We start from the raw sequence: 19,862 nt of genomic DNA, 5'->3' as shown, positions 1-19,862 counted from the left end.
TTATATATTATAGTTGTATAATTAAATTAACAATAAGAATAGAGGATATAAATTATGAAAAAGAAAATAATTCCAGTCTTAATTTTATGTTTTTTTTTCATATCTATAGCTGGATATGTATTTAAATATGAAAAGAGAGAAGTAATTAGTAAAATTTCGGATAAGAAAAGTGTAGCAGTAACGACTTCTTTTTTAGCAGATATGGTGAGCCAAATATCTGGTGATAAATTTAAAGTGGATTTGATTATACCAGCAGGAGAGGATCCACATTTATATGTTGCTAAACCGAAAGATGTAGATAAAATACTCGATGCGGATTTATTACTTTATCAAGGACTTCACTTTGAAGGAAAGATGATAAGTGCACTAGAAAAAAAAGGTGTGGCAGTAACAAAAAATTTTAGTAAAAATAATTTAGGTACAATGGATAGCGATGGAGATAAAATTGTAGATCCACATTTTTGGTTTAATATAGATTTATATAAGAAAGCTGTAGACGTAGCCTGTGAAGAATTAGTAAAACTTTCACTAAACGATAAAGCTTTATTTGAAAAAAATACTAGAGAATATAAGGTGAAATTAGATAAATTAAATGAAGAAAACAGAAAAAAAATAAATGAGATCCCATCTGATAGAAGATATTTAGTAACTCCGCATGACGCATTTAATTATTTTTCTAAATCGTATAATATAAAAGTGGTTGCTCCTCAAGGTATAGGAACAGACTCAGAAATTTCAAATAAGGATATAGATAAAGCAGCTGACTTTATTATAAAAAATCACATAAAATCTATATTTTCAGAAAGCACGACAAATCCAGAGAGAATGGAAAAAATAAGAGAAATTGTAAGAGCAAAGGGATCTGATGTGAAGGTTGTCTCAGGTAGCGATAATGAGTTGTTTTCAGATTCACTAGCTCCAAAAGGAGAAGTAGGTAGTACATATATACAAATGTACAAACACAATATAGATTTAATATATAATAATCTAAAGTAATTATCATAAGACTAGTTAAATAGTGTTATGATTTAATAAAACACGGTTTAATTAAAATCAGAATAGGAGGATAATATTTGGAGGATAAAAAATCAATAATAAGAGTAGAAGACTTGACTATGGCTTATAATGAAAATCCAGTTATATGGGATGTGGATATAGATTTTATAGAAGGATCTAGAACTGCAATAATTGGACCAAATGGAGCGGGAAAGTCAACACTTCTAAAAGGCATATTAGGTCTTATGAAGCCTATAACGGGATATGTTTTATTTTGGGGGCAACCTCACAAAAATGTTAGAAGAAAAATTGCCTATGTGCCTCAAACAGAAACTGTAAACTGGGATTTTCCAATTACAGTCTTAGATGTCGTAATGATGGGGCAATACAAAAAATCAGGATTATTTCACAGACCGGGTAAAAAAGAAAAGCAAATGGCATATGAAGCCTTAGAACAAATGCAGATGCATGAATTTCATGACAGACATATATCTGATCTATCAGGTGGTCAAAAGCAGCGTGTGTTTATAGCAAGGGCAATAAATCAACATGCAGATTTATATATCATGGACGAGCCGCTTGCAGGTGTAGATAAAGCGACAGAGCTGATAATAATGAACAAGTTTAAAGAATTTCAAAAAGATAATAAAACAGTAATAGCAGTACACCACGATATGAATACTCTTGAGGACTATTTTGACCACGTTGTAATAGTTAACAAAACAATTCAAGCACAGGGTAGATGTTTCGAAGTATTTAAAGATAAGACTCCTATGGAGTATTTATCAAGGAGGTGAAGCAATGGAGATAATTCAAAGTTATACATTTAAAATTATTTCTATGGGCACTGTATTTTTAGCGATATCTTCAGCGATTATTGGTTCACTGAATTTATATAAGGGGCAAAGTTTGATTGGTGATGCAATAGGACATTCTACTTTTCCAGGTATAATACTGGCATTTATGCTTTTTCAGACTAGAGATCCATGGATTTTGTTTGTGGGAGCGATGCTTACTGGATCTCTTAGCTATTTTATAATACAGATTTCATCGAAATACTCCAAAATAAAATTAGACTCTTCATTGGCAGTGTTCTTGTCAGGATTTTTTGGAATTGGTATGGTACTAAAAAGCATTATACAAGGAAATCCAGATTTTCAAGGAGCTTCACAGTCAGGTCTAAATAACTATATTTTTGGACAAGCTGCATACATGATGGAAAGTGATGTAAAATTAATTGTAGTTGTATCCACTATAGTTATATGCATATTTTTTATATTTAGAAAAGAAATTGTTTATTATATATTTGATAGAGAATTTGCGATCAGTCAAGGAATTAGAGCAAGCTTTGTAGAAGGATTACTGTTGGTGATGACAATAGCTTTGGTAAGTATTGGGCTTAAAGCAGTTGGATTTATATTGATAAGTTCCTTTTTGATTTTGCCATGCGTGACAGCAAACCAGTGGTCAAAAAAATTTAAAAAAGTTATTTTGATTGCATCATCAGTTGCAGCTTTCTCAGCGCTTATTGGTACTTACTTTAGTTCTGTATATAGAGGTCTTAGCACAGGTCCGACAATAATTGTAGTGATGGGTATAATTACAATTATATCGATGTTATTTGGTCGATATGGAATTATAAATAAAACTATGAAGTTGAGGAGATTGCTATGATTGGTTCATACTTGGTATTATTAATAACGTCGATAACTTGTAGCATGATAGGTGTGTTTTTAGTATTGAGAAACCTGTCGATGGTAGCAGATGCTATATCACATTCTGTACTACTAGGTATAGTAATTGCATTTTTTATAACACAGGATATAAGTTCGCCATTGCTAATTATTGGAGCAGGTATTTTTGGAGTGATTACCGTCGCATTTATTGAGGCTCTGGGGAAAAGTAAAACAGTTAAAAGATCAGATGCAATAGGTGTTGTATTTCCAATGTTTTTCTCTATTGCAGTTATTTTGATAAGTAGATATGCTAGAAATATTCATATAGACACAGACATGGTGTTGATGGGAGAAGTTATTTTTGCATCATTAGATTCAATCAGCATATTTGGGATTGATTTACCATATAGCTTTGTAAAAATGGGGATTATGTTTATAATAAATTTGATATTTATAATTATTTTTTATAAACAGTTAAAAATTACTAGTTTTGATCAAGAGTACGGATTTTTGATTGGAATTCCTATAGGATTTATTTTTTATAGCTTTATGACACTTACATCGATAACTGCTGTGGTGGCATTTGATGCAGTTGGTAGTATATTGGTATTATCATTTTTTATAGCTCCAGTGGCTAGTGCACATATGATATCAGACGATTTAGAAAGCATGTTTTTATGGAGTGCGATAATAGCGATTATAAATTGTAGCATAGGCTCTTGGATTGCAATTAATTTAAATGCATCTATGACGGGAATGTGTGCAGTAGTCGGTATGGTAGTATTTATAATTATATTATTTTTGCATAAAAAAGGTGTTGTATATAAATTTATACAAAAAAGAAAGACCCTTGAAAATGTAAAAAAAGAGATGTTCATATTCCATATAGGAAATCATATGGGAGATGGTAGAAGCAAAGATGAAAACAAAGTAGACCAGATAAATATACATCTTAATTGGAAGATAAAAGAGGTAGACATAATATCAGAAAAATTAATTTCAGATAGCCTAATTTATAAATTGGGAGAAGAATACTCACTAACGGAAAGTGGATTCACTTATTATGAATATCTATGTAAAAAATATGGATTGAATAAAAAAGACGGTTTAAATAAGTGTATGTGGAAAAATTAAAATATTTTAATAAAAAAGATAGAAAGCTTTACTTTCTATCTTTTTTTATTATTTATTATGTATTTTTATTTATGATAATTGCTTGCTTCTAAGTGCAAATGTACTAAATCCTAAAAAGAAAGCTCCACCGACTATATTACCAAGAGTTGCAACAGCTAAAGCGTATGCAGCACTTGAAAAACTTATTGTAGTGATATTGCTTGACATTAGAGCAACTGCATATACCGTCATATTAGCTATGCTATGTTCGAAACCTGTGATAATAAAAGTAGCTAAACACATTGCTACTAGAATTAGCCTAGCTGTATCATCTTTTAGTTTGTAAGCAAAAAACATTGCGAGACAAACAACAAAGTTACAAAGTACAGCTCTCAAAAATAGAGGAATAAATGGCAAACTGGACTTATCTAAAGCTACTTTTGCGAAAAATTCCATGGTTGAGTTATTTACTAATCCACTTCCTACAAATATCAGTGATAATATTAGTGCTCCTATTAAATTACCAATCCAACTAGTAGCCCAAACAGATAGAAGTTCAGACATTGTAGCTCTTTTATTTAATTTAGCAACAGTCATTACATAGTTATTCCCTGTAAATAAATCTGTACCTGTAAATACTACAAATACAAGGGCAATTGTAAAAGCTATGCCCATAGCTATTTTATAATATGGGCTATTTGCTCCGTAAAGTATACCAGCAGTGGTAAAGGAAAATAAAACACCAAGTCCGACATAGCAGCCTGCTAAAGCAGAAGAAAGTAAATACTTAAATTTGCTTTCTTTACAACGAGAAGCCTTATTTTCGGCTACTTGGGAAAGTTTTTCGATAATTTCATCATACATTATATATTTCTTCCTTTCAAATTTATTTGTTTTTATTTCATATAAAAAAAGCTTTATTAAAAAATTCAAAAGCTATTTTATAGATTTAGTAAAATTAGTTCTTTTTATTTTAGCATAAAATACAAAAAAAAGTGAAGATAAAATAAATAATAAAAAAATTATTAAGGCTCCACTGTGAAAGAAAAATGCCTCAGGTAATATATTTATTACTGGATCCAAACTTGCATCAAAGCTCCAATGGTCATTTCTAAAAAGAATTTTATGAAAAATGACAAAACTACTAGTAAAATCAACTGCAAAAGGCAAAGCTAGTATTGCTGGTAAGAAAATAAGTTGTAGTGCAGCTTCAAGAAAGATTTTATAGTACTTGTGCTTAATACAATAAAAAATACCTATTATTGAAGTAACAGTAAATAAAATAGCAATTTTAATCAATAACTGTACCAAGTTTCTTACATCGGCAAAGTGTATTTTACCATTTGTGGAAGATTTAATATCTGGCAAGTCGAAATTTGAATCCTTAAAATTCAAATTATAATCTAATATGTAATTGTAATTTTTTTTAATAATGTGTTCACTATATCCAGATTCTTGAGGTATATTTAGATAGCGAATATCAAAATAATAGAGTGGCTTAAAAAAAAACACAAAAAGAATCACCAAAGATATTAGCCACAAACCTATTGTACTTTTCATTATTTTAGCGAACAAATTCATTTTAGAAGTTTCCAAATCAACACGTCCTTTATTAAAAAATAGCATCGCATAATTAATACAGAAATACGATATTACTTATTATACCATCATATAGTATATTTTTACTATAGAATAATTGCGTTTTTATTTCAATAGATAATAATTATGAATAAAGGGGAATTTAAATTATTATATTGCTTTCAATACATGGTATAATATAACGGTGAGTGAAGAAATATTATTTTAAGATTAAAAATATAAATTAAAAGACGATGAGAGCTTGAATTAAAGCTCTTGTAAAGATTGATTTTATTATAAAAAAGTTTATATAAGCATAGTTGTTTAGAAGTTGGAGGTTGTTATGAATATAGATGATTTAAATCCAGATCAACGAAAAGCCGTTGAAAAAACAGAAGGACCGGTACTGATACTGGCTGGTGCTGGATCTGGAAAAACAAAAGTGTTGACTACTAGAATAGCATATTTAGTTGAAAATAAAGATGTGAATCCAAGCAATATACTTGCAATTACATTCACAAATAAGGCAGCAAATGAAATGAGGGAAAGAGTAGAAAAACTAATTGGTGAAAACTCAAGGGATATGTGGATATCTACTTTCCATTCAATTTGCGTGAGAATACTTAGAAAAGATATAAATAAAATCGGATATAACAGAAGTTTTGTAATATACGACTCTGCAGATCAGATGACTCTAATTAAAGAGTGTATAAAAGAACTGGATCTAAATGATAAGAAGTTTGAACCTAGAGGTATGATATCTGAAATTTCGTCTGCTAAAGACAAGCTTATGGGTCCTAGAGAATTTGCAAGACAAGCCTCAGGCGATAAGTGGTTGCAAACTGTAGCCGATGTATATTCAATATATCAAGACAGATTAAAGAGAAATAATGCCCTTGACTTTGATGATCTTATCGTTAAGACAGTAGAGTTGTTAAGAGATAATGAAGACGTGTTGAATTTTTATAGAGGTAAATTTAGATATTTGATGGTAGATGAATACCAGGATACATCTAGAGCTCAGTATGAACTTATAAAAATGATTGCAATGGGACACCAAAATATTTGCGTAGTTGGAGATGATGATCAGAGTATATACGGTTGGAGAGGCGCAGATATAAGGAATATTTTGGAATTTGAAAAAGACTATGAAGATGTATTTGTAGTAAAATTAGAACAAAATTATAGATCGACACAAGTGATTTTAGATACGGCAAATCACTTGATATCAAATAATATAGAGAGAAAAAAGAAAAAATTATGGAGTGATAAAAAAGAGGGTGCACCTGTAAAAATAAAACTTTTGCAAAATGAAGTAGAAGAAGCCAATTTTGTTGTAAATGAAATATATGAAAATTCTAGAACCACTGGAAGACCATATAACGAATATGCTGTTTTATACAGAGCAAATGCCCAAGCAAGAGCTGTTGAAGATGCTTTGAATAGGTTCCAAGTACCATATAATATATATGGAGGAACTAAGTTTTATGAGAGAAAAGAAATTAAAGACCTACTGGCGTATCTAAGGGTCATAGTGAATCCACAAGATGATATTTCTGTAAAGAGAGTAATTAACATTCCTAGAAGAGGAATTGGACTTAGAACAATAGAAAAACTTGAGGATAGAGCCGGATTGATGAAAGAAAGCGTGTATTCTGTTCTTTTGGATATTGATAATAACTCTGATATATCAACTAGATCAAAAAAAGGTATAAATGATTTTATAGATTTAGTAGGATTATTTAGAAGTATTTCAGAAACATATTCCCCTAGCAAGATGGTCGAAAAAATACTAGATTTGACAGGATATACAAATGAATTAGAAGAAATTATAGCGAAAAATGAGAAGCTTCAAAACGGAAAAGCAGAAGAGGCTCAGGACAGAATAGATAACTTAAACGAGTTTATATCTATTGCGATTGAATATGAAGAATCTGATCTAGTTGACGAAGAAGAAAAAAACTTAGAAAACTTTTTAGCTAATATATCACTTTCGAGCGATGTAAGCGATGAAGATGAAGAAGATGTGGCAAAAGTATCATTGATGACGATGCATTCAGCAAAGGGACTTGAATTTCCAGTAGTTTTTATAGTTGGAATGGAAGAAAAAATATTCCCTATTGCAAGAGCTATAGCTAATTTGAGCGAGTCGGATATAGAAGAAGAAAGAAGACTGTGCTATGTTGGGATTACACGAGCCATGAAGGAACTTTACCTTACTCATACTGCAAGTAGAACACTTTATGGAAAGACTTCTGTAAATATGAAGTCAAGATTTTTAAAAGAATTACCAGAAGAAACTGTAGAAGTTTTAGACTCTCCTGTAAGAGTAAAAGAATATTCTGATGCAGACTACAGCTTAATAAAAAAATATGCAGAAAAATACAAAAATAACATGAATATATCAGCTGCAAAAAATATGGGTGCAAAGATAGTAAATAAAAAATCAAATACAGAAGATGGAGATGAAACAAAAGAATCAGTGCCAAAAGGAGAAGGTGCTGGATATGATTCTTACGATGCAGATAGTATCCCTAAGGTTAAAATCGGATCAAAAATAGTACATCCAAAATTTGGTGAAGGATCAATAATATCAAAAATGGGTGCAGAAATAACAGTTGCATTTAATAAAAAGGGTGTAAAAAAAATAAATCTAGAATATACTACAATCGAAGTTGAAAAATATTAACTTATAAATTAATTGCAAAATAACTATATTTTGGAGGAAGAGAATGCTAAGAAAAGATTCAGTGGAAATATCTAACAATTTAATTGATTTCATAAATGATAGTCCGACAATGTACAATGCAGTAGAAAATACAAAACAGTGGTTGGAAAATCATGAATTTCAAGAATTAAAAGTAAGCGATAAATGGGATTTAAAAGTAGGTAGAAGATATTTTGTGTCAGAAGGATCATCTTCATTAGTAGCTTTTAATATCAAAGGAAGCAGTGTTGAAGAAGATGGATTCAGAATAATAGGAAGCCATAGTGATTCCCCTACATTTAGAATCAAGTCAAATCCAGAGGTGAAAATTGGAGAACAAATAAAACTAAATGTAGAACCATACGGAGGTATGATAATTAGTAGTTGGTTTGACAGACCTCTTGCTATAGCAGGTAGAGTGTTTCTAAGAAATGAAGATGATGTATTTAATCCAAGAGAAGTTATAATAAAAATAGATAAACCAATTTGTATTATTCCAAATTTGGCAATACACATGAATAGAGATATAAACACAGGATATAATTACAACAAACAAAATGATGTGATGCCTTTAATTTTAAATAATGGTGGAATAAAAGAAAAAAAAGGTTATTTTAAAAACTTTATATCAAACGAAATTGGTAATATATTAAACGAAGAAATAGATACCAAAGATATTTTGGATTATGATTTATTTTTATACGAATATGAAAAAGGGTCTATAATTGGTGAAAAAGATGAATTTATATCTTGTGCAAGACTAGACAACCTAGCGAGTGTACATGCTAGCACACTTGCATTTATAGATTCATTACAGGAAGAAGATGTCAAAAAAGATAATGAAGATATGTCAAATTTCAACGGTGTGAATATGATTGCTATATTTAACAATGAAGAAGTCGGTAGCCAATCTAAAGAAGGTGCTGACTCAGATTTTTTAGCAAATACTATAGAAAGAATATGTCTATCTTTGAATAAAGATAGAGAAGACACAATTAGAAGTCTAAAAAAATCTTTTATGATTTCTGCTGATTTAGCACATACTACTCACCCCAATAAGCCGGAGGAAAGTGATCCAACGAATAAACCAGTATTTGGAGGAGGACCAGCTATAAAAATTCATGCAGGTAAGGCTTATGCGAGTGATTCGTACACCGCATCAATTTACAGAGAACTTTGTAATAAATATGATATAAAATGTCAAGACTTTGCGAATAGATCCGATAAAAGAAGTGGAGGAACTATTGGTTCAATTACTTCATCAAGATTATCTATTCCGATTGTCGATGTCGGGATACCTATACTTGCAATGCATTCTGTGAGGGAGCTTGCAAATGTAGAGGATTATAGAATGTACTATGAAAGCTTTTATAGGTTTTACCAAATATAAAACGCATCTATATAAGAGAAATATCATAATAAGAGAAATATCATATTATAAGCTGAATTTTATAATTAAGTGCACCATCTCAAAATAGCAAAGATACCCGTAAGGAGGTATTCTTATGAAAAATACAAAAAAAATAATATATTTATTAATAGTAGTCGCTAGTATTTTTCTATTTAGCCATATTACTCCAGAGATGGCTATTAGGACAAAACTGCTAACTATATTTTCTGGAGACTCAATCCCTCTTATACTGTCGGATATAGAAGAATTTGAAGATGATTCTAAAAAAACAATGTATATTGTAAAAGATGAGAATTCTAACTCTCCTTTTGCAAATCACTACAAATGGGCAGTTAAGAAAGTTATATTTTTTTACTTAGCAGAACCAATAGGTAAAGCATAAAAACTCGTACAAAAAACAATAACTAATCTGATTTTTAATGTTTATAAAAACAATAAAAAGGAATAAGTAGGATTTATTATCCTACTTATTCCTTTTAAATTAAAAATCTAATGTCAATAAAACATTATTTCTAAGTATACAAAAATGAAAAAACATAATCACATATAAGTATTTTTACTAAAATATAAATTATTAATAAAATTTATATTTTAATCTATTTAATAGTGAGATACCCGGCTTTGATTCATCAACTCCTAGTATTTCAGTCAATATGTGCGTAACATTTATACCCTCAGCTCTAAAAAAGCCCGTGCAAGTTGAACAGTATGTATGTATTTGTTTGTCTTTAGATTGTTTCTTTATATCATCTCTAAATCCTTGCGCAAGTTCAGACTCTTTTACTGAAGCAACTCCACCTGCACCGCAACATTGCTCATTTAGATCCACTAATTTAGAATTTTTGGCAAACAAGTATAGTTTTTCTTTCACTTCTTCGGTCTCTCTATCTGGGCATGGTCTAAATAGGTATATTTTTTCTCTTTCAATTTCATTTCCAATTCCTAATTCGTGAAGTTTTGTATATATATCAACGATTTTAACATCGACTTTTCCATTTAAATAGTAATAGCAGTTTGGACATGCAGTTATAAGTTCTTCAATATTATTTTTTTTGAATTTGTCATTTAGCTTCTCTAAAATTATTTTTTCCTTTTCTTCAAATCCCAATTCTGCAATAGGTTTTCCGCAACAATCAAAAATAACACCTATATCATGCTTATGAAGTTCATCTATCAATTTATTGGCAGTATTTGGCATATAGGATAATAGATTACATCCAGTAAAAAGTGCGCTTTTTCCTTTACCAACTTTTTTATAGTTTTTAAATATATAATTTTGCTTTTCAGCGATTAATCCAGAATATCCCTTGCTATTAATCTTTCCAGAATTATTTTCAATATGATCTTTTCTCATACTTAGGGCAATTTCTCTGCCATCTATGTCCATGGGACAAACAATCTTACATTTTCCGCATAAAAAACAATTATATGCTAACTCTGGTTTGTCCTCAAAAGATTGTAGACACATATCGTATTTTTCTAAAAAATCACAGTTTTGTGTACAGAGACCACAGTGTATACAGTCTTTTGATATTTTATTTTCTATATCAATCATAGGAAAAATCTCCTTTCAATAAAACTTATTTTTAAAGTATATTCACAATGTAAATATATTATTATAATCGTACATTTCGAACGCAGTCATTTTATTTTAAAAATATTTGCATATAATATAAGTATACCATATTTTTAATCATGTAATAGTTCAAAGTAAAGAATATACTTTATTTTAAAACAAATGTATAAATTAATAAATAAAAAATGATATAACTATTTATTAATTAAATAATTAGGGTGAATGATATAGATTTTTTGAATATAGAGTTGAAGCGTGGGTGAGTATATTATTATGGAATAATTGATACTAAAATATATCTATTATAATAAATAGCTTTAGATAACAATATTTTCTATTAACTTTGATATAGATTTCATATATTTTTCACGATTTAGATATATTTATATGTCTATTTAATAAATGCCAATACAACTTGATTATAGAATTGAAAAACTCTATAATCAAGCTATATTGCAAAACTATGATGTTTTTTAATTTTAATATATGATATCATCTGATTGTTAGTGAGCAAGTATTAGATGTGTTATTTGCAACATTATTTTTATAAATCATTATAAATTATACGAATATTCTTTGCCACTACTAATTCAAAATAATAAGAAATCGGAGGTTTTAAAAAGTGAAAAAAATTAAAATTATTATTATGTTTTGCATAATGTCTCTACTTATGGTTGGTTGCCAGACAACCAATACTACAAATGATGCAAAAACAACAAAAGAGGAAGTAATTCGAGTTGGAACATCTTTAAAACATTTTCCTTTTACCTATGAAGAGGATGGTAAAAAGAAAGGATTTGAAATTGATGTTTGGAATGAAATTAGTAAACGCTTAGATAAAAAAGTTGTTTGGGAAGTGACATCATTTGATGGTTTAATGGGGATGTTAGACTCAGAAAAAATTGATGTTATTGCAAACCAAATGTCTATTACTCCAGAAAGAGAAGAAAAATACAAGTTTTCAGAAATATATGCTTATAATCCATATAAAATATATGTTAAATCAGATCGTAACGATATAAATAGTTTGGAAGATCTATATGGAAAGAAATTTGTATGTAATTCAACAGGATATGAGCGAGAGTTTATATCGAATTTTGATAAAGATAAGAAAATTGATATTGTAATTATGGATGGAAATGAGTCTGGAGAAGTTAATTTGGGGAGAGCTGATGCTGGTTTTGAATCTATAGTTACATTCCCAATTAAAAAATCGGAAAGTGGATATGATTTAAAACAGGTTGGAGATGTAGTGTATCAAGAAAAAAATGCTTATCCTTTTTCAAAAAAAGTAGACTCTAAACTTTACGATGAAATTAACAAAGTAATTAAGGAAATGCATGAAGATGGAACGTTAACTAAAATTTCTAAAAATTACTTTGATCAAGATATTACTAAAAGTTCTATAAAGTAGTTATTAATTATGGATTTCAGATTAGATTATTTTATTAATGCATTTACAATTATTTTAACTAAACTACCAATAACATTGCTAATAGCAGTACTATCATTACTGTTGGCAATGTTGCTAGCAACATTTTTTTCAGTTATTCTAGAGCTGAAAATAAAAATATTGTATAATGTAGTTAAAATATTTACATCATTTTTCAGAAGCACGCCTTTTATTGCTCAGTTATTTTTATTCTACTATGGTGCTGCTCAAGTTTCTACTTTTATTAAGGATATGCAACCGCTATACGCCATGGTGTTAATATTGTCTCTTAATAGTTCTGCCTATATGGTAGAAATAATAAGAGGTGCAATTCAATCAGTAGACGCTGGTCAGTATGAAGCTGCTCGTTCATTAGGTATGACTAGATTATTAACCTTTAGGTTAGTTATATTTCCCCAAGCATTGCGTGTTGCTATACCAGGACTATCAAATTGTTTTATTGATTTAATAAAAGGTAGTGCTGTTGGATTTACAATAGGAGTGGTAGAAATGATGAGTCAAGGTCAAATTGAGGCATCTAGATCATATAGATATATTGAAATATATCTAGCTATTGTAATAATATACTGGCTTGTAATCAGCTTTTTCTCAAAGATACAAACCTTACTTGAAAGAAAAATAGAAATTCAATCTTCAAATAATAAATATAATTCATAAATAAAGTAACCCATAAAAAATTTAATTGATACTAAAGGAGACTTATTACGCCAATTTGTGTATAAGTCTCTTTTTTATTATCTTATTTCAAATAAATTACTACAAAATATTAATAGAAAACTGTTTTCCTATATTAATATGATACAATATATTTACAACACAACCCAAATTAATATGTCAGTCAGGTTGATATGAGCGATGAATAAATTATATTGGTGAGCAGTAATCAGAAATGTTGGCAAAGTGAAAAGTTAATTGATGATATTAGGGGCCGTTTAATTATATTATTGAACGCGTAGTGACGAGTGAACGACAGAATTTATTTATTTTGACTCTAAACAAGAGTTAAAATTATACTTAAAGCTCTCAGCCAGATTAACATGGTATATTGGAGAATTGCAAGAGAATTTGTTTGAAAATAAAAGAGGTGAGTATTATGTGGTTTAAATCTAATAAAGGGACAGTAAAAATTGACAATATAGAAATGGATTATGTGTCTTTTGGAAAGGGAAATGAAAATTTAATAATGATACCTGGATTAGGCGAATCATTTTCTTCTGTTAAAAGAAATTCTTTTTTGTTAACAATTAATTATATTGATTTTGCACGAAAATATAGAGTTTATATTTTTAATAAAAAAAAGAATCTTCCATCAAGCTACAACACTAAAGACATGGCAAAAGATCAAGTGAAAGCTATGAGATATTTAGGAATAAATAAAGCAAATATACTGGGAATTTCCCAAGGCGGAATGATTGCACAGTACATAGCAATTGATTATCCAAATTATGTAAATAAATTGATATTATCCGCTACTATATCAAAACCGAATTATGTACTTAAAAAAATCATAAGTAGCTGGATATATATGGCTGAAAAAGGTGATTATAAAAGTATAATAACGGATACAATTGAAAAAACTTATACGGGGAAAAAATTAAAAAGATATAGGAAATGCTATCCGATTATAAGTATAATTGGAAAACCGAATAATTTTAATAGATTTATAACAGAAGCTAATGCATGTGTTAGTCATGATTCATATAATGAAATAGATAAAATTAAATCAAAGACTTTAATAATAGGCGGTAGATTAGATAAAATTGTGGGAATTAATGCATCAAAGGAAATATCAGATAAAATAAATAACAGTAAATTAATAATATATGATAACTTAGGTCATGGTGTAAGTGAAGAGGCCATTGATTTTAATGAAAGAGTATTAGATTTTTTGGAATCGTAGCGAATAATTACATGTTATAAACTTATATACTTAAGATAAGCTCTAAGTCGGATTTAACTGTTTAAATTATGGAATTACAATGGTATTTATTTGAAAAAAGGAGATTAAAATGAATTTAGATAATATAATTATGAAAGAGCTTATAAACATAATAGATTATCAATTGTATAAAAATATGGACATGAATATTTTTTATTCTAAGTCAAAATTTGATTTATTTGATACATACACGATAAATCGAGTTTCAGTTATTAGGAATGAAATTAAAAATCTTAATGAAACAACGAAAATAAATATCTGTAATTATTACTTAAAATCATTTTTAATGCGATTTTATTCTGTTAATCAATATATATATTTTAGTAAAAATTCAAAGAAAATCATTAAATTTATAGCATATAAATTATTAGATTTATTATCAAACCTTTCATTAACGTTAGAGAAAATAGAAGAAAATCATTTTAATAGTATTAAAATGATGATTAAAAATACAAATCCAATTATATATAATATAAATAGAGATAAAGGAATATATGTTCAAAAATTTGCTTGTAGTGAATATTCATCATCATTTATTAAAGAAGTATTAAATCTTAATTATATAAAAATAAATGAACCAGTTCTTGACATAGGCTGTGGTTCTGAAGGAAACTTAGTTAATGATTTTAACAAAAAAGGGATAGAGATTTATGGATTTGATATAAACGCTAAAAACAAGGAAATTTCAAATAAAGATTGGTTTGATTTTAAATATGGTGTAAATAAGTGGGGAACTATAATATCAAATCTATCATTTTGTAGCCATTTTTTACATCATCATTTAAATAATAGCAATTTAATTGAAATATATGCTATTACATATATGAAAATAATAAATTCTCTGAAATTAGGAGGAGCGTTCATATATGCCCCTTCCCTACCATTTATTGAAGATTTATTGCCAAAAGATAAATATTTTACTTCAAAACATGAAGTTTATAATAAAGTCAATTGCACAACAATAATTCGAATTAAATAAATATATGCTGTCGTAAATCAATATCCACAAGTACTTTAACTACTTTTCTAACTAACTTATAACTAGGAGTATTCTCTTAGGTAATGAGTAATATCATTAAAATCTTCATATGCGGAGTTAGGTTTAAGTATAATTATTTCAGTATTTTTTGCGATTTTTTTATAAATTTATATTAATTATGTTTGTTGTTTTCCGTATTATTTGGTCAGAATGTTTATTTGCGTTTATAAATCAAAATTGAATATATTTTACGTACGTTTTTATGATAGCCAAAATAGTTATTATAAAATAAAAAAGAGGATAATTCACTAACTACTGTGTCTTAGCTCTTTTTTATTTTTTTGTAGGTGAAAAAGCACCAGCTAAACCAATAATAAATCTTATTAGCATTCCTAATGACATACTTTCAATTAAAAGCCCTAGAAGAAGTCCTAATGATAAGCCGATACCTATGGATTCTTTATTGTTTTTTTATATTTTTATTGAAACTCAAGGTCTTGGACCTCCATTTTATAATTTTAAATAGATTTGTATATGATTATAACATAAATTACTACAAAACATTAATAGGAAATCATTTTTCCAAATTGATATGATATAATAGAGTAGAAATTATTAATATTAAGGGAGGCGTTAATTTTGTCAAAAGGGAAAAGTTTTTTTAAAGAGATTTTAATTATAATTTTAATGATTATATTATTTTTAATACCATCAATAGTAGAAGCCATCGCGAGGATGAATGTTTTTGGTTTTGAAAATGTTAAAGGTACGAATTATTTAAATGTTTCATTAACAGGTATTGATGCAATTGTACCAATGATAGTATCAATATTGTTTGTATTTATATTTATCTATTTATCTAAAAAACTAAATATACAAAAGATAGATTTATCATTTATAAATAAAAAGAATATAGTTTATATTATAATAGGATTTATTGTTATGCGTATTATAGTTTATTCTGGCATTTCAATTTTAAATTTTCAAGGAATCGATCAGACTGCTAATGATAAACTGATAATAGATGTGTATAAAAATACTAGCTGGTACTTAGTTATAGTTACTTCTGTGATTTTCGCACCGATAGTAGAGGAAATTTTATTCAGAGGATATATAATAGGTCACATATTTAAGAAAAAACCTATATTAGGCATTATAATTAGTTCTCTAATATTTGGTTCAATACATACTGCTACAAATATAACTAGTCTTGTTATGTATTCATTGATGGGGGCTGTTTTTGGAATTGTATATTATAAAACAAAAAGATTGGAAGTCTCAATGAGTGTTCACATACTGAATAACATAGTTGCAATAGTTCCAATGTTATTCATATAAAGTTAATAAAACTTAAATTAATTAAGAAAAATAATGATGCAAAAAACGTAATAATAGTAAGTGAAGCTAATTCTGTGTCAAAGAATGTAGAGAATGAATTAAGAGAAATTATGTAAATAAAAAGACTAAAAAAGCTGATTATATCAATTTAGATGTATATCAGTTTTTTTATTGGTGCATATAATTAACTTTATTGTATAATATATATATAACTGTATATTATACAATAAAAAAACAGTATTGAAAAATTTAGTCTATAACCGTATTTATAGATTTTTAAATAAATATTAAATAAATAAAAAGGAGCTTTATAAAATGCATGAAAGTGAAGCACAGCTAGAGAGTCGCCTTGTAAAGGTACTAGTTAATAATGGATACGAGTCAGTTGAAATTAAAGACGAAGATGACCTTATAAATAATTTTAGAAAACAATTAAACAAGCATAATGAAAATGTATTAAATAAAACACCTTTATCTGATAGAGAATTTAACCACCTTCTTACTAAAATATCTGGATTAGGTGTATTTGATGCGTCTAAAGCTCTAAGGGATATTCATAACTTAGAGAGAGACAATGGTGAAATTGTATATCTACAGCTTTTTAATACAAGAGATTGGTGTCACAATATTTTCCAAGTTACAAATCAAATAACTGTCAAAGGAAAATATGAAAATAGATATGATGTCACACTCCTTATAAATGGATTACCACTAGTTCAAATAGAGCTAAAAAGACGTGGTGGAGATATAGAAGAAGCCTTCCACCAGATTACACGTTATCGTGAGCACTCATATAAGTATTCACAGCTATTTAGATTTTTACAGATATTTGTAATCAGTAACGGAACAGATAGCAAATACTTAGCCAATAGCACATCGAAGAATCTATCTTTAGAATATGCTTTTTACTGGACAGATATAGATAATAAATACTGTAGCCAGCTAGATGAATTTGCCCTGTATTTTCTAGATAGATGTAATATAGGGAAGATGATAGCGAGGTATATGGTACTTCACGAAGCCGATAAACAACTAATGATCATGAGACCATATCAAGTATACGCTGCAGAAGCTATTATAAATCGTGTAAAAGAGACTCAAAATAATGGATATATTTGGCATACAACAGGTTCAGGAAAGACTTTAACGTCTTTTAAATCAGCTCAAATAGTCAGTAACTTAGCTGATGTTGAAAAGGTATTTTTCTTAGTCGATAGAAAAGATCTAGACAACCAAACTATAAAAGAATTTAACGCATTTAGTAAAGACAGTATAGATCAGACAAACTCCACAAATAACCTCGTATCTCAAATAAAGGATAAAAACAGAAAAATAATAGTAACAACAATACAGAAAATGAGTAAGGCAGTAGAAAAATACTCTAAGGTATTTGAAGAGCTAAAAGATCAGCGAGTTGTATTTATAATAGATGAATGTCATAGAAGTCAATTTGGATCAATGCACCAAAGTATACAAAGATTCTTTACTAAAGCTCAGTATATAGGGTTTACTGGAACTCCTATTATGGAAGAAAATCAAAGTGCAGATGGTCGTTCTACTGCAGATATATTTGAAGTGTGTCTTCATAAGTATTTAATAAAAGATGCAATTAAAGATAAAAACGTATTGCCTTTTAGCATAGAATATTATAAGACTCTTGAAGGAAAAGAAACAGGAGCTACAGCGGATAGCAGTGTACCTGGAATTGATAAAGAAGAAATTTTACTCTCTGATGGGAGAATTGATGGTATAGTTAAGGCTATAGCTACTCACCATGATGCAATGACACATGGAAGAAAGATGAATGCATTAATGACTGTAAACTCTGGTGTAAGTGGAGTACCAATGCTTAGTAAGTACTATCAGTCATTTAAAAAATATAATAAAACGCTTAAAAATCCACTTAAGATAGCAGCTATCTTTTCTTTTGGTGCAAATGATCCACTAACAGAAGTTGAGGGAAATACAGCCCACCACAGGGATATACTAGAAGAAGTAATAAAAGACTACAATGAGATGTTTGATGAAAATTATTCAACTGATAATTTTTCAGGATATTTTTTAAATGTCAGTGAACGATTTAAAAAGACTGAAATTGATATATTACTAGTTGTAAATATGTTTTTAACTGGGTTTGATGCAAAACCACTAAATACATTATACGTTGATAGAAATTTAGAATATCATGGACTTGTACAGGCTTTTTCTAGGACAAATAGAATATATAAGTCGTTTAAAACGCAGGGAAATATAGTGTGTTTTCGTAATCTAAAGCCAAATGTAGATAAGGCTTTAAGATTATTTTCAAATGGAGAAGAATCAGATACCCTTCTCATGAAGCCTCTAGAAGATGTGGTAGATGATATGAACTTTGCTATAGCGAAACTAAGAAAAATAGCACCTACGCTAGATCATGTAGACAGTTTAGAAAAAGAAGAAGACATAGCAGAGTTTGCTAAAACATTTAGAACTGTTGCACGTCTTATGATTAGATTAAAAGCATATATGAAGTTTGAGATGGATCTAATTAATATTGACGAGCAAACATATGAAGATTATGCAGGAAAATATGCAGCTATTAGAACTCGTACAGAAAGAGAAAAAATAAGTGTATTAGATGAATTTGATTTCCAAGTAGAACTGCTTCAAAAAGATAAAATAAATGTAAGCTATATATTAAATCTTATATTTGAAATGCCTAATGAAAAAAATGAGCGTCAGGATAAAAGCATACAAGAGATACTAGATGCTATATCTTCTACAACAGATGAACGCTTAAGAAGTAAGTCAGAACTGATTGAAGAATTTTTATTAAAAATAGTTCCAACGCTTGGTGAATCTTCAGATTTACAATATGAGTATGAAAAGTTTGAACAAGCAAAACAATCTCAAAGAGTAGGAGAGTTAGCAGAAGAGTTTAACTTAACTAGAGACCGTATATATACATATATCGAGGATAAAATATTTAGTAACTACATAAGTGATGAGAGACTAAATGAGGATATAACGGGAACACTTTTATCTAAAGTTAAAAAGAAAAAGATTTTTATAGATAAATTAAATAAAATTGTTACAGATTTTGAATAAAAGGATGAT

General features: G+C 28.6%; 16 protein-coding genes. 13 read left to right on the top strand and 3 right to left on the bottom strand.

The features are described from left to right. The first annotated feature begins 54 nt into the window (after nucleotides 1-54). From C0982_RS01620 to C0982_RS01605, 4 genes are all read left to right on the top strand, one after another. Nucleotides 55-996, top strand: coding sequence for a metal ABC transporter solute-binding protein, Zn/Mn family (locus C0982_RS01620; protein WP_101772499.1), 942 nt, complete (start codon nucleotides 55-57; stop codon nucleotides 994-996). 77 nt (nucleotides 997-1,073) lie between these two features. After that, nucleotides 1,074-1,793 carry a metal ABC transporter ATP-binding protein gene (locus tag C0982_RS01615; protein WP_330399752.1) on the top strand — a complete coding sequence of 240 codons (720 nt, stop codon included), beginning with the start codon at nucleotides 1,074-1,076 and terminating at the stop codon, nucleotides 1,791-1,793. Nucleotides 1,794-1,797: 4 nt separating this feature from the next. After that, nucleotides 1,798-2,670 (top strand): metal ABC transporter permease, encoded by an 873-nt coding sequence (locus tag C0982_RS01610; protein WP_101772498.1) that lies wholly within the window; start codon nucleotides 1,798-1,800, stop codon nucleotides 2,668-2,670. Next, nucleotides 2,667-3,806 (top strand): metal ABC transporter permease, encoded by a 1,140-nt coding sequence (locus C0982_RS01605; protein ID WP_101772497.1) that lies wholly within the window; start codon nucleotides 2,667-2,669, stop codon nucleotides 3,804-3,806. The genes C0982_RS01610 and C0982_RS01605 overlap by 4 nt, the downstream gene beginning before the upstream one ends. Nucleotides 3,807-3,875: 69 nt before the next feature. Here C0982_RS01605 and C0982_RS01600 read toward each other — a convergent pair whose 3' ends face one another. Together C0982_RS01600 and C0982_RS01595 are read right to left on the bottom strand one after the other, a co-directional pair. Then, nucleotides 3,876-4,649: a formate/nitrite transporter family protein gene (locus C0982_RS01600; RefSeq protein WP_101772496.1), complete on the bottom strand. Its 774-nt coding sequence runs from the start codon at nucleotides 4,647-4,649 to the stop codon at nucleotides 3,876-3,878. 72 nt (nucleotides 4,650-4,721) lie between these two features. Further along, the gene (locus tag C0982_RS01595; RefSeq protein WP_242961458.1) at nucleotides 4,722-5,411 is read right to left on the bottom strand and encodes a TIGR01906 family membrane protein; all 690 of its coding nucleotides are present in this window, start codon (nucleotides 5,409-5,411) and stop codon (nucleotides 4,722-4,724) included. Between the two features lie 295 nt (nucleotides 5,412-5,706). Between C0982_RS01595 and C0982_RS01590 the strand changes: the two genes are divergently transcribed. The 3 genes from C0982_RS01590 to C0982_RS01580 all read left to right on the top strand — a co-directional run bounded on the left by C0982_RS01590 (nucleotide 5,707) and on the right by C0982_RS01580 (nucleotide 9,863). Next, a complete protein-coding gene (locus tag C0982_RS01590) occupies nucleotides 5,707-8,052 on the top strand; it encodes an ATP-dependent helicase (RefSeq protein ID WP_101772495.1) in 2,346 nt (781 codons plus the stop codon). A gap of 43 nt (nucleotides 8,053-8,095) precedes the next feature. Continuing rightward, entirely contained in the window at nucleotides 8,096-9,460 is a 1,365-nt protein-coding gene (locus C0982_RS01585; protein ID WP_101772494.1) for a M18 family aminopeptidase, read from the top strand. Nucleotides 9,461-9,575: 115 nt separating this feature from the next. Beyond that, a complete protein-coding gene (locus C0982_RS01580; RefSeq protein WP_101772493.1) occupies nucleotides 9,576-9,863 on the top strand; it encodes a hypothetical protein in 288 nt (95 codons plus the stop codon). A 192-nt stretch (nucleotides 9,864-10,055) separates the two neighbouring features. On the opposite strand, the gene C0982_RS01575 is transcribed toward C0982_RS01580, so the two are convergent. After that, nucleotides 10,056-11,036: a (Fe-S)-binding protein gene (locus C0982_RS01575; RefSeq protein WP_145994492.1), complete on the bottom strand. Its 981-nt coding sequence runs from the start codon at nucleotides 11,034-11,036 to the stop codon at nucleotides 10,056-10,058. A 643-nt stretch (nucleotides 11,037-11,679) separates the two neighbouring features. Between C0982_RS01575 and C0982_RS01570 the strand changes: the two genes are divergently transcribed. The 6 genes from C0982_RS01570 to C0982_RS01545 all read left to right on the top strand — a co-directional run bounded on the left by C0982_RS01570 (nucleotide 11,680) and on the right by C0982_RS01545 (nucleotide 19,853). Beyond that, the gene (locus C0982_RS01570) at nucleotides 11,680-12,471 is read left to right on the top strand and encodes a transporter substrate-binding domain-containing protein (RefSeq protein ID WP_101772492.1); all 792 of its coding nucleotides are present in this window, start codon (nucleotides 11,680-11,682) and stop codon (nucleotides 12,469-12,471) included. Between the two features lie 9 nt (nucleotides 12,472-12,480). Continuing rightward, complete coding sequence (locus C0982_RS01565; RefSeq protein ID WP_101772491.1) at nucleotides 12,481-13,167, top strand: amino acid ABC transporter permease; 687 nt, start codon at nucleotides 12,481-12,483, stop codon at nucleotides 13,165-13,167. 436 nt (nucleotides 13,168-13,603) lie between these two features. After that, nucleotides 13,604-14,410, top strand: coding sequence for an alpha/beta fold hydrolase (locus C0982_RS01560; RefSeq protein WP_101772490.1), 807 nt, complete (start codon nucleotides 13,604-13,606; stop codon nucleotides 14,408-14,410). A 109-nt stretch (nucleotides 14,411-14,519) separates the two neighbouring features. Next, a complete protein-coding gene (locus tag C0982_RS01555; RefSeq protein ID WP_101772489.1) occupies nucleotides 14,520-15,428 on the top strand; it encodes a methyltransferase domain-containing protein in 909 nt (302 codons plus the stop codon). A gap of 639 nt (nucleotides 15,429-16,067) precedes the next feature. Beyond that, nucleotides 16,068-16,766, top strand: coding sequence for a CPBP family intramembrane glutamic endopeptidase (locus tag C0982_RS01550; RefSeq protein ID WP_101772488.1), 699 nt, complete (start codon nucleotides 16,068-16,070; stop codon nucleotides 16,764-16,766). Nucleotides 16,767-17,081: 315 nt separating this feature from the next. Next, entirely contained in the window at nucleotides 17,082-19,853 is a 2,772-nt protein-coding gene (locus tag C0982_RS01545) for a type I restriction endonuclease subunit R (protein WP_101772487.1), read from the top strand. The last annotated feature ends 9 nt before the right edge of the window (nucleotides 19,854-19,862 follow it).

Source organism: Peptostreptococcus faecalis (assembly GCF_900240845.1).
Classification (GTDB): domain Bacteria; phylum Bacillota; class Clostridia; order Peptostreptococcales; family Peptostreptococcaceae; genus Peptostreptococcus; species Peptostreptococcus faecalis.
This window is presented reverse-complemented; position numbering and strand designations above follow the sequence as displayed.

What these genes read in the sequence shown, in the direction of transcription:
- C0982_RS01620 (WP_101772499.1), top strand. Translation starts at nt 55, where the DNA reads ATGAAAAAGAAAATAATTCCAGTCTTAATTTTATGTTTTTTTTTCATA.
- C0982_RS01610 (WP_101772498.1), top strand. Translation starts at nt 1,798, where the DNA reads ATGGAGATAATTCAAAGTTATACATTTAAAATTATTTCTATGGGCACT.
- C0982_RS01605 (WP_101772497.1), top strand. Translation starts at nt 2,667, where the DNA reads ATGATTGGTTCATACTTGGTATTATTAATAACGTCGATAACTTGTAGC.
- C0982_RS01600 (WP_101772496.1), bottom strand. Translation starts at nt 4,649, where the DNA reads ATGTATGATGAAATTATCGAAAAACTTTCCCAAGTAGCCGAAAATAAG.
- C0982_RS01595 (WP_242961458.1), bottom strand. Translation starts at nt 5,411, where the DNA reads ATGCTATTTTTTAATAAAGGACGTGTTGATTTGGAAACTTCTAAAATG.
- C0982_RS01590 (WP_101772495.1), top strand. Translation starts at nt 5,707, where the DNA reads ATGAATATAGATGATTTAAATCCAGATCAACGAAAAGCCGTTGAAAAA.
- C0982_RS01585 (WP_101772494.1), top strand. Translation starts at nt 8,096, where the DNA reads ATGCTAAGAAAAGATTCAGTGGAAATATCTAACAATTTAATTGATTTC.
- C0982_RS01580 (WP_101772493.1), top strand. Translation starts at nt 9,576, where the DNA reads ATGAAAAATACAAAAAAAATAATATATTTATTAATAGTAGTCGCTAGT.
- C0982_RS01575 (WP_145994492.1), bottom strand. Translation starts at nt 11,036, where the DNA reads ATGATTGATATAGAAAATAAAATATCAAAAGACTGTATACACTGTGGT.
- C0982_RS01565 (WP_101772491.1), top strand. Translation starts at nt 12,481, where the DNA reads ATGGATTTCAGATTAGATTATTTTATTAATGCATTTACAATTATTTTA.
- C0982_RS01560 (WP_101772490.1), top strand. Translation starts at nt 13,604, where the DNA reads ATGTGGTTTAAATCTAATAAAGGGACAGTAAAAATTGACAATATAGAA.
- C0982_RS01555 (WP_101772489.1), top strand. Translation starts at nt 14,520, where the DNA reads ATGAATTTAGATAATATAATTATGAAAGAGCTTATAAACATAATAGAT.
- C0982_RS01545 (WP_101772487.1), top strand. Translation starts at nt 17,082, where the DNA reads ATGCATGAAAGTGAAGCACAGCTAGAGAGTCGCCTTGTAAAGGTACTA.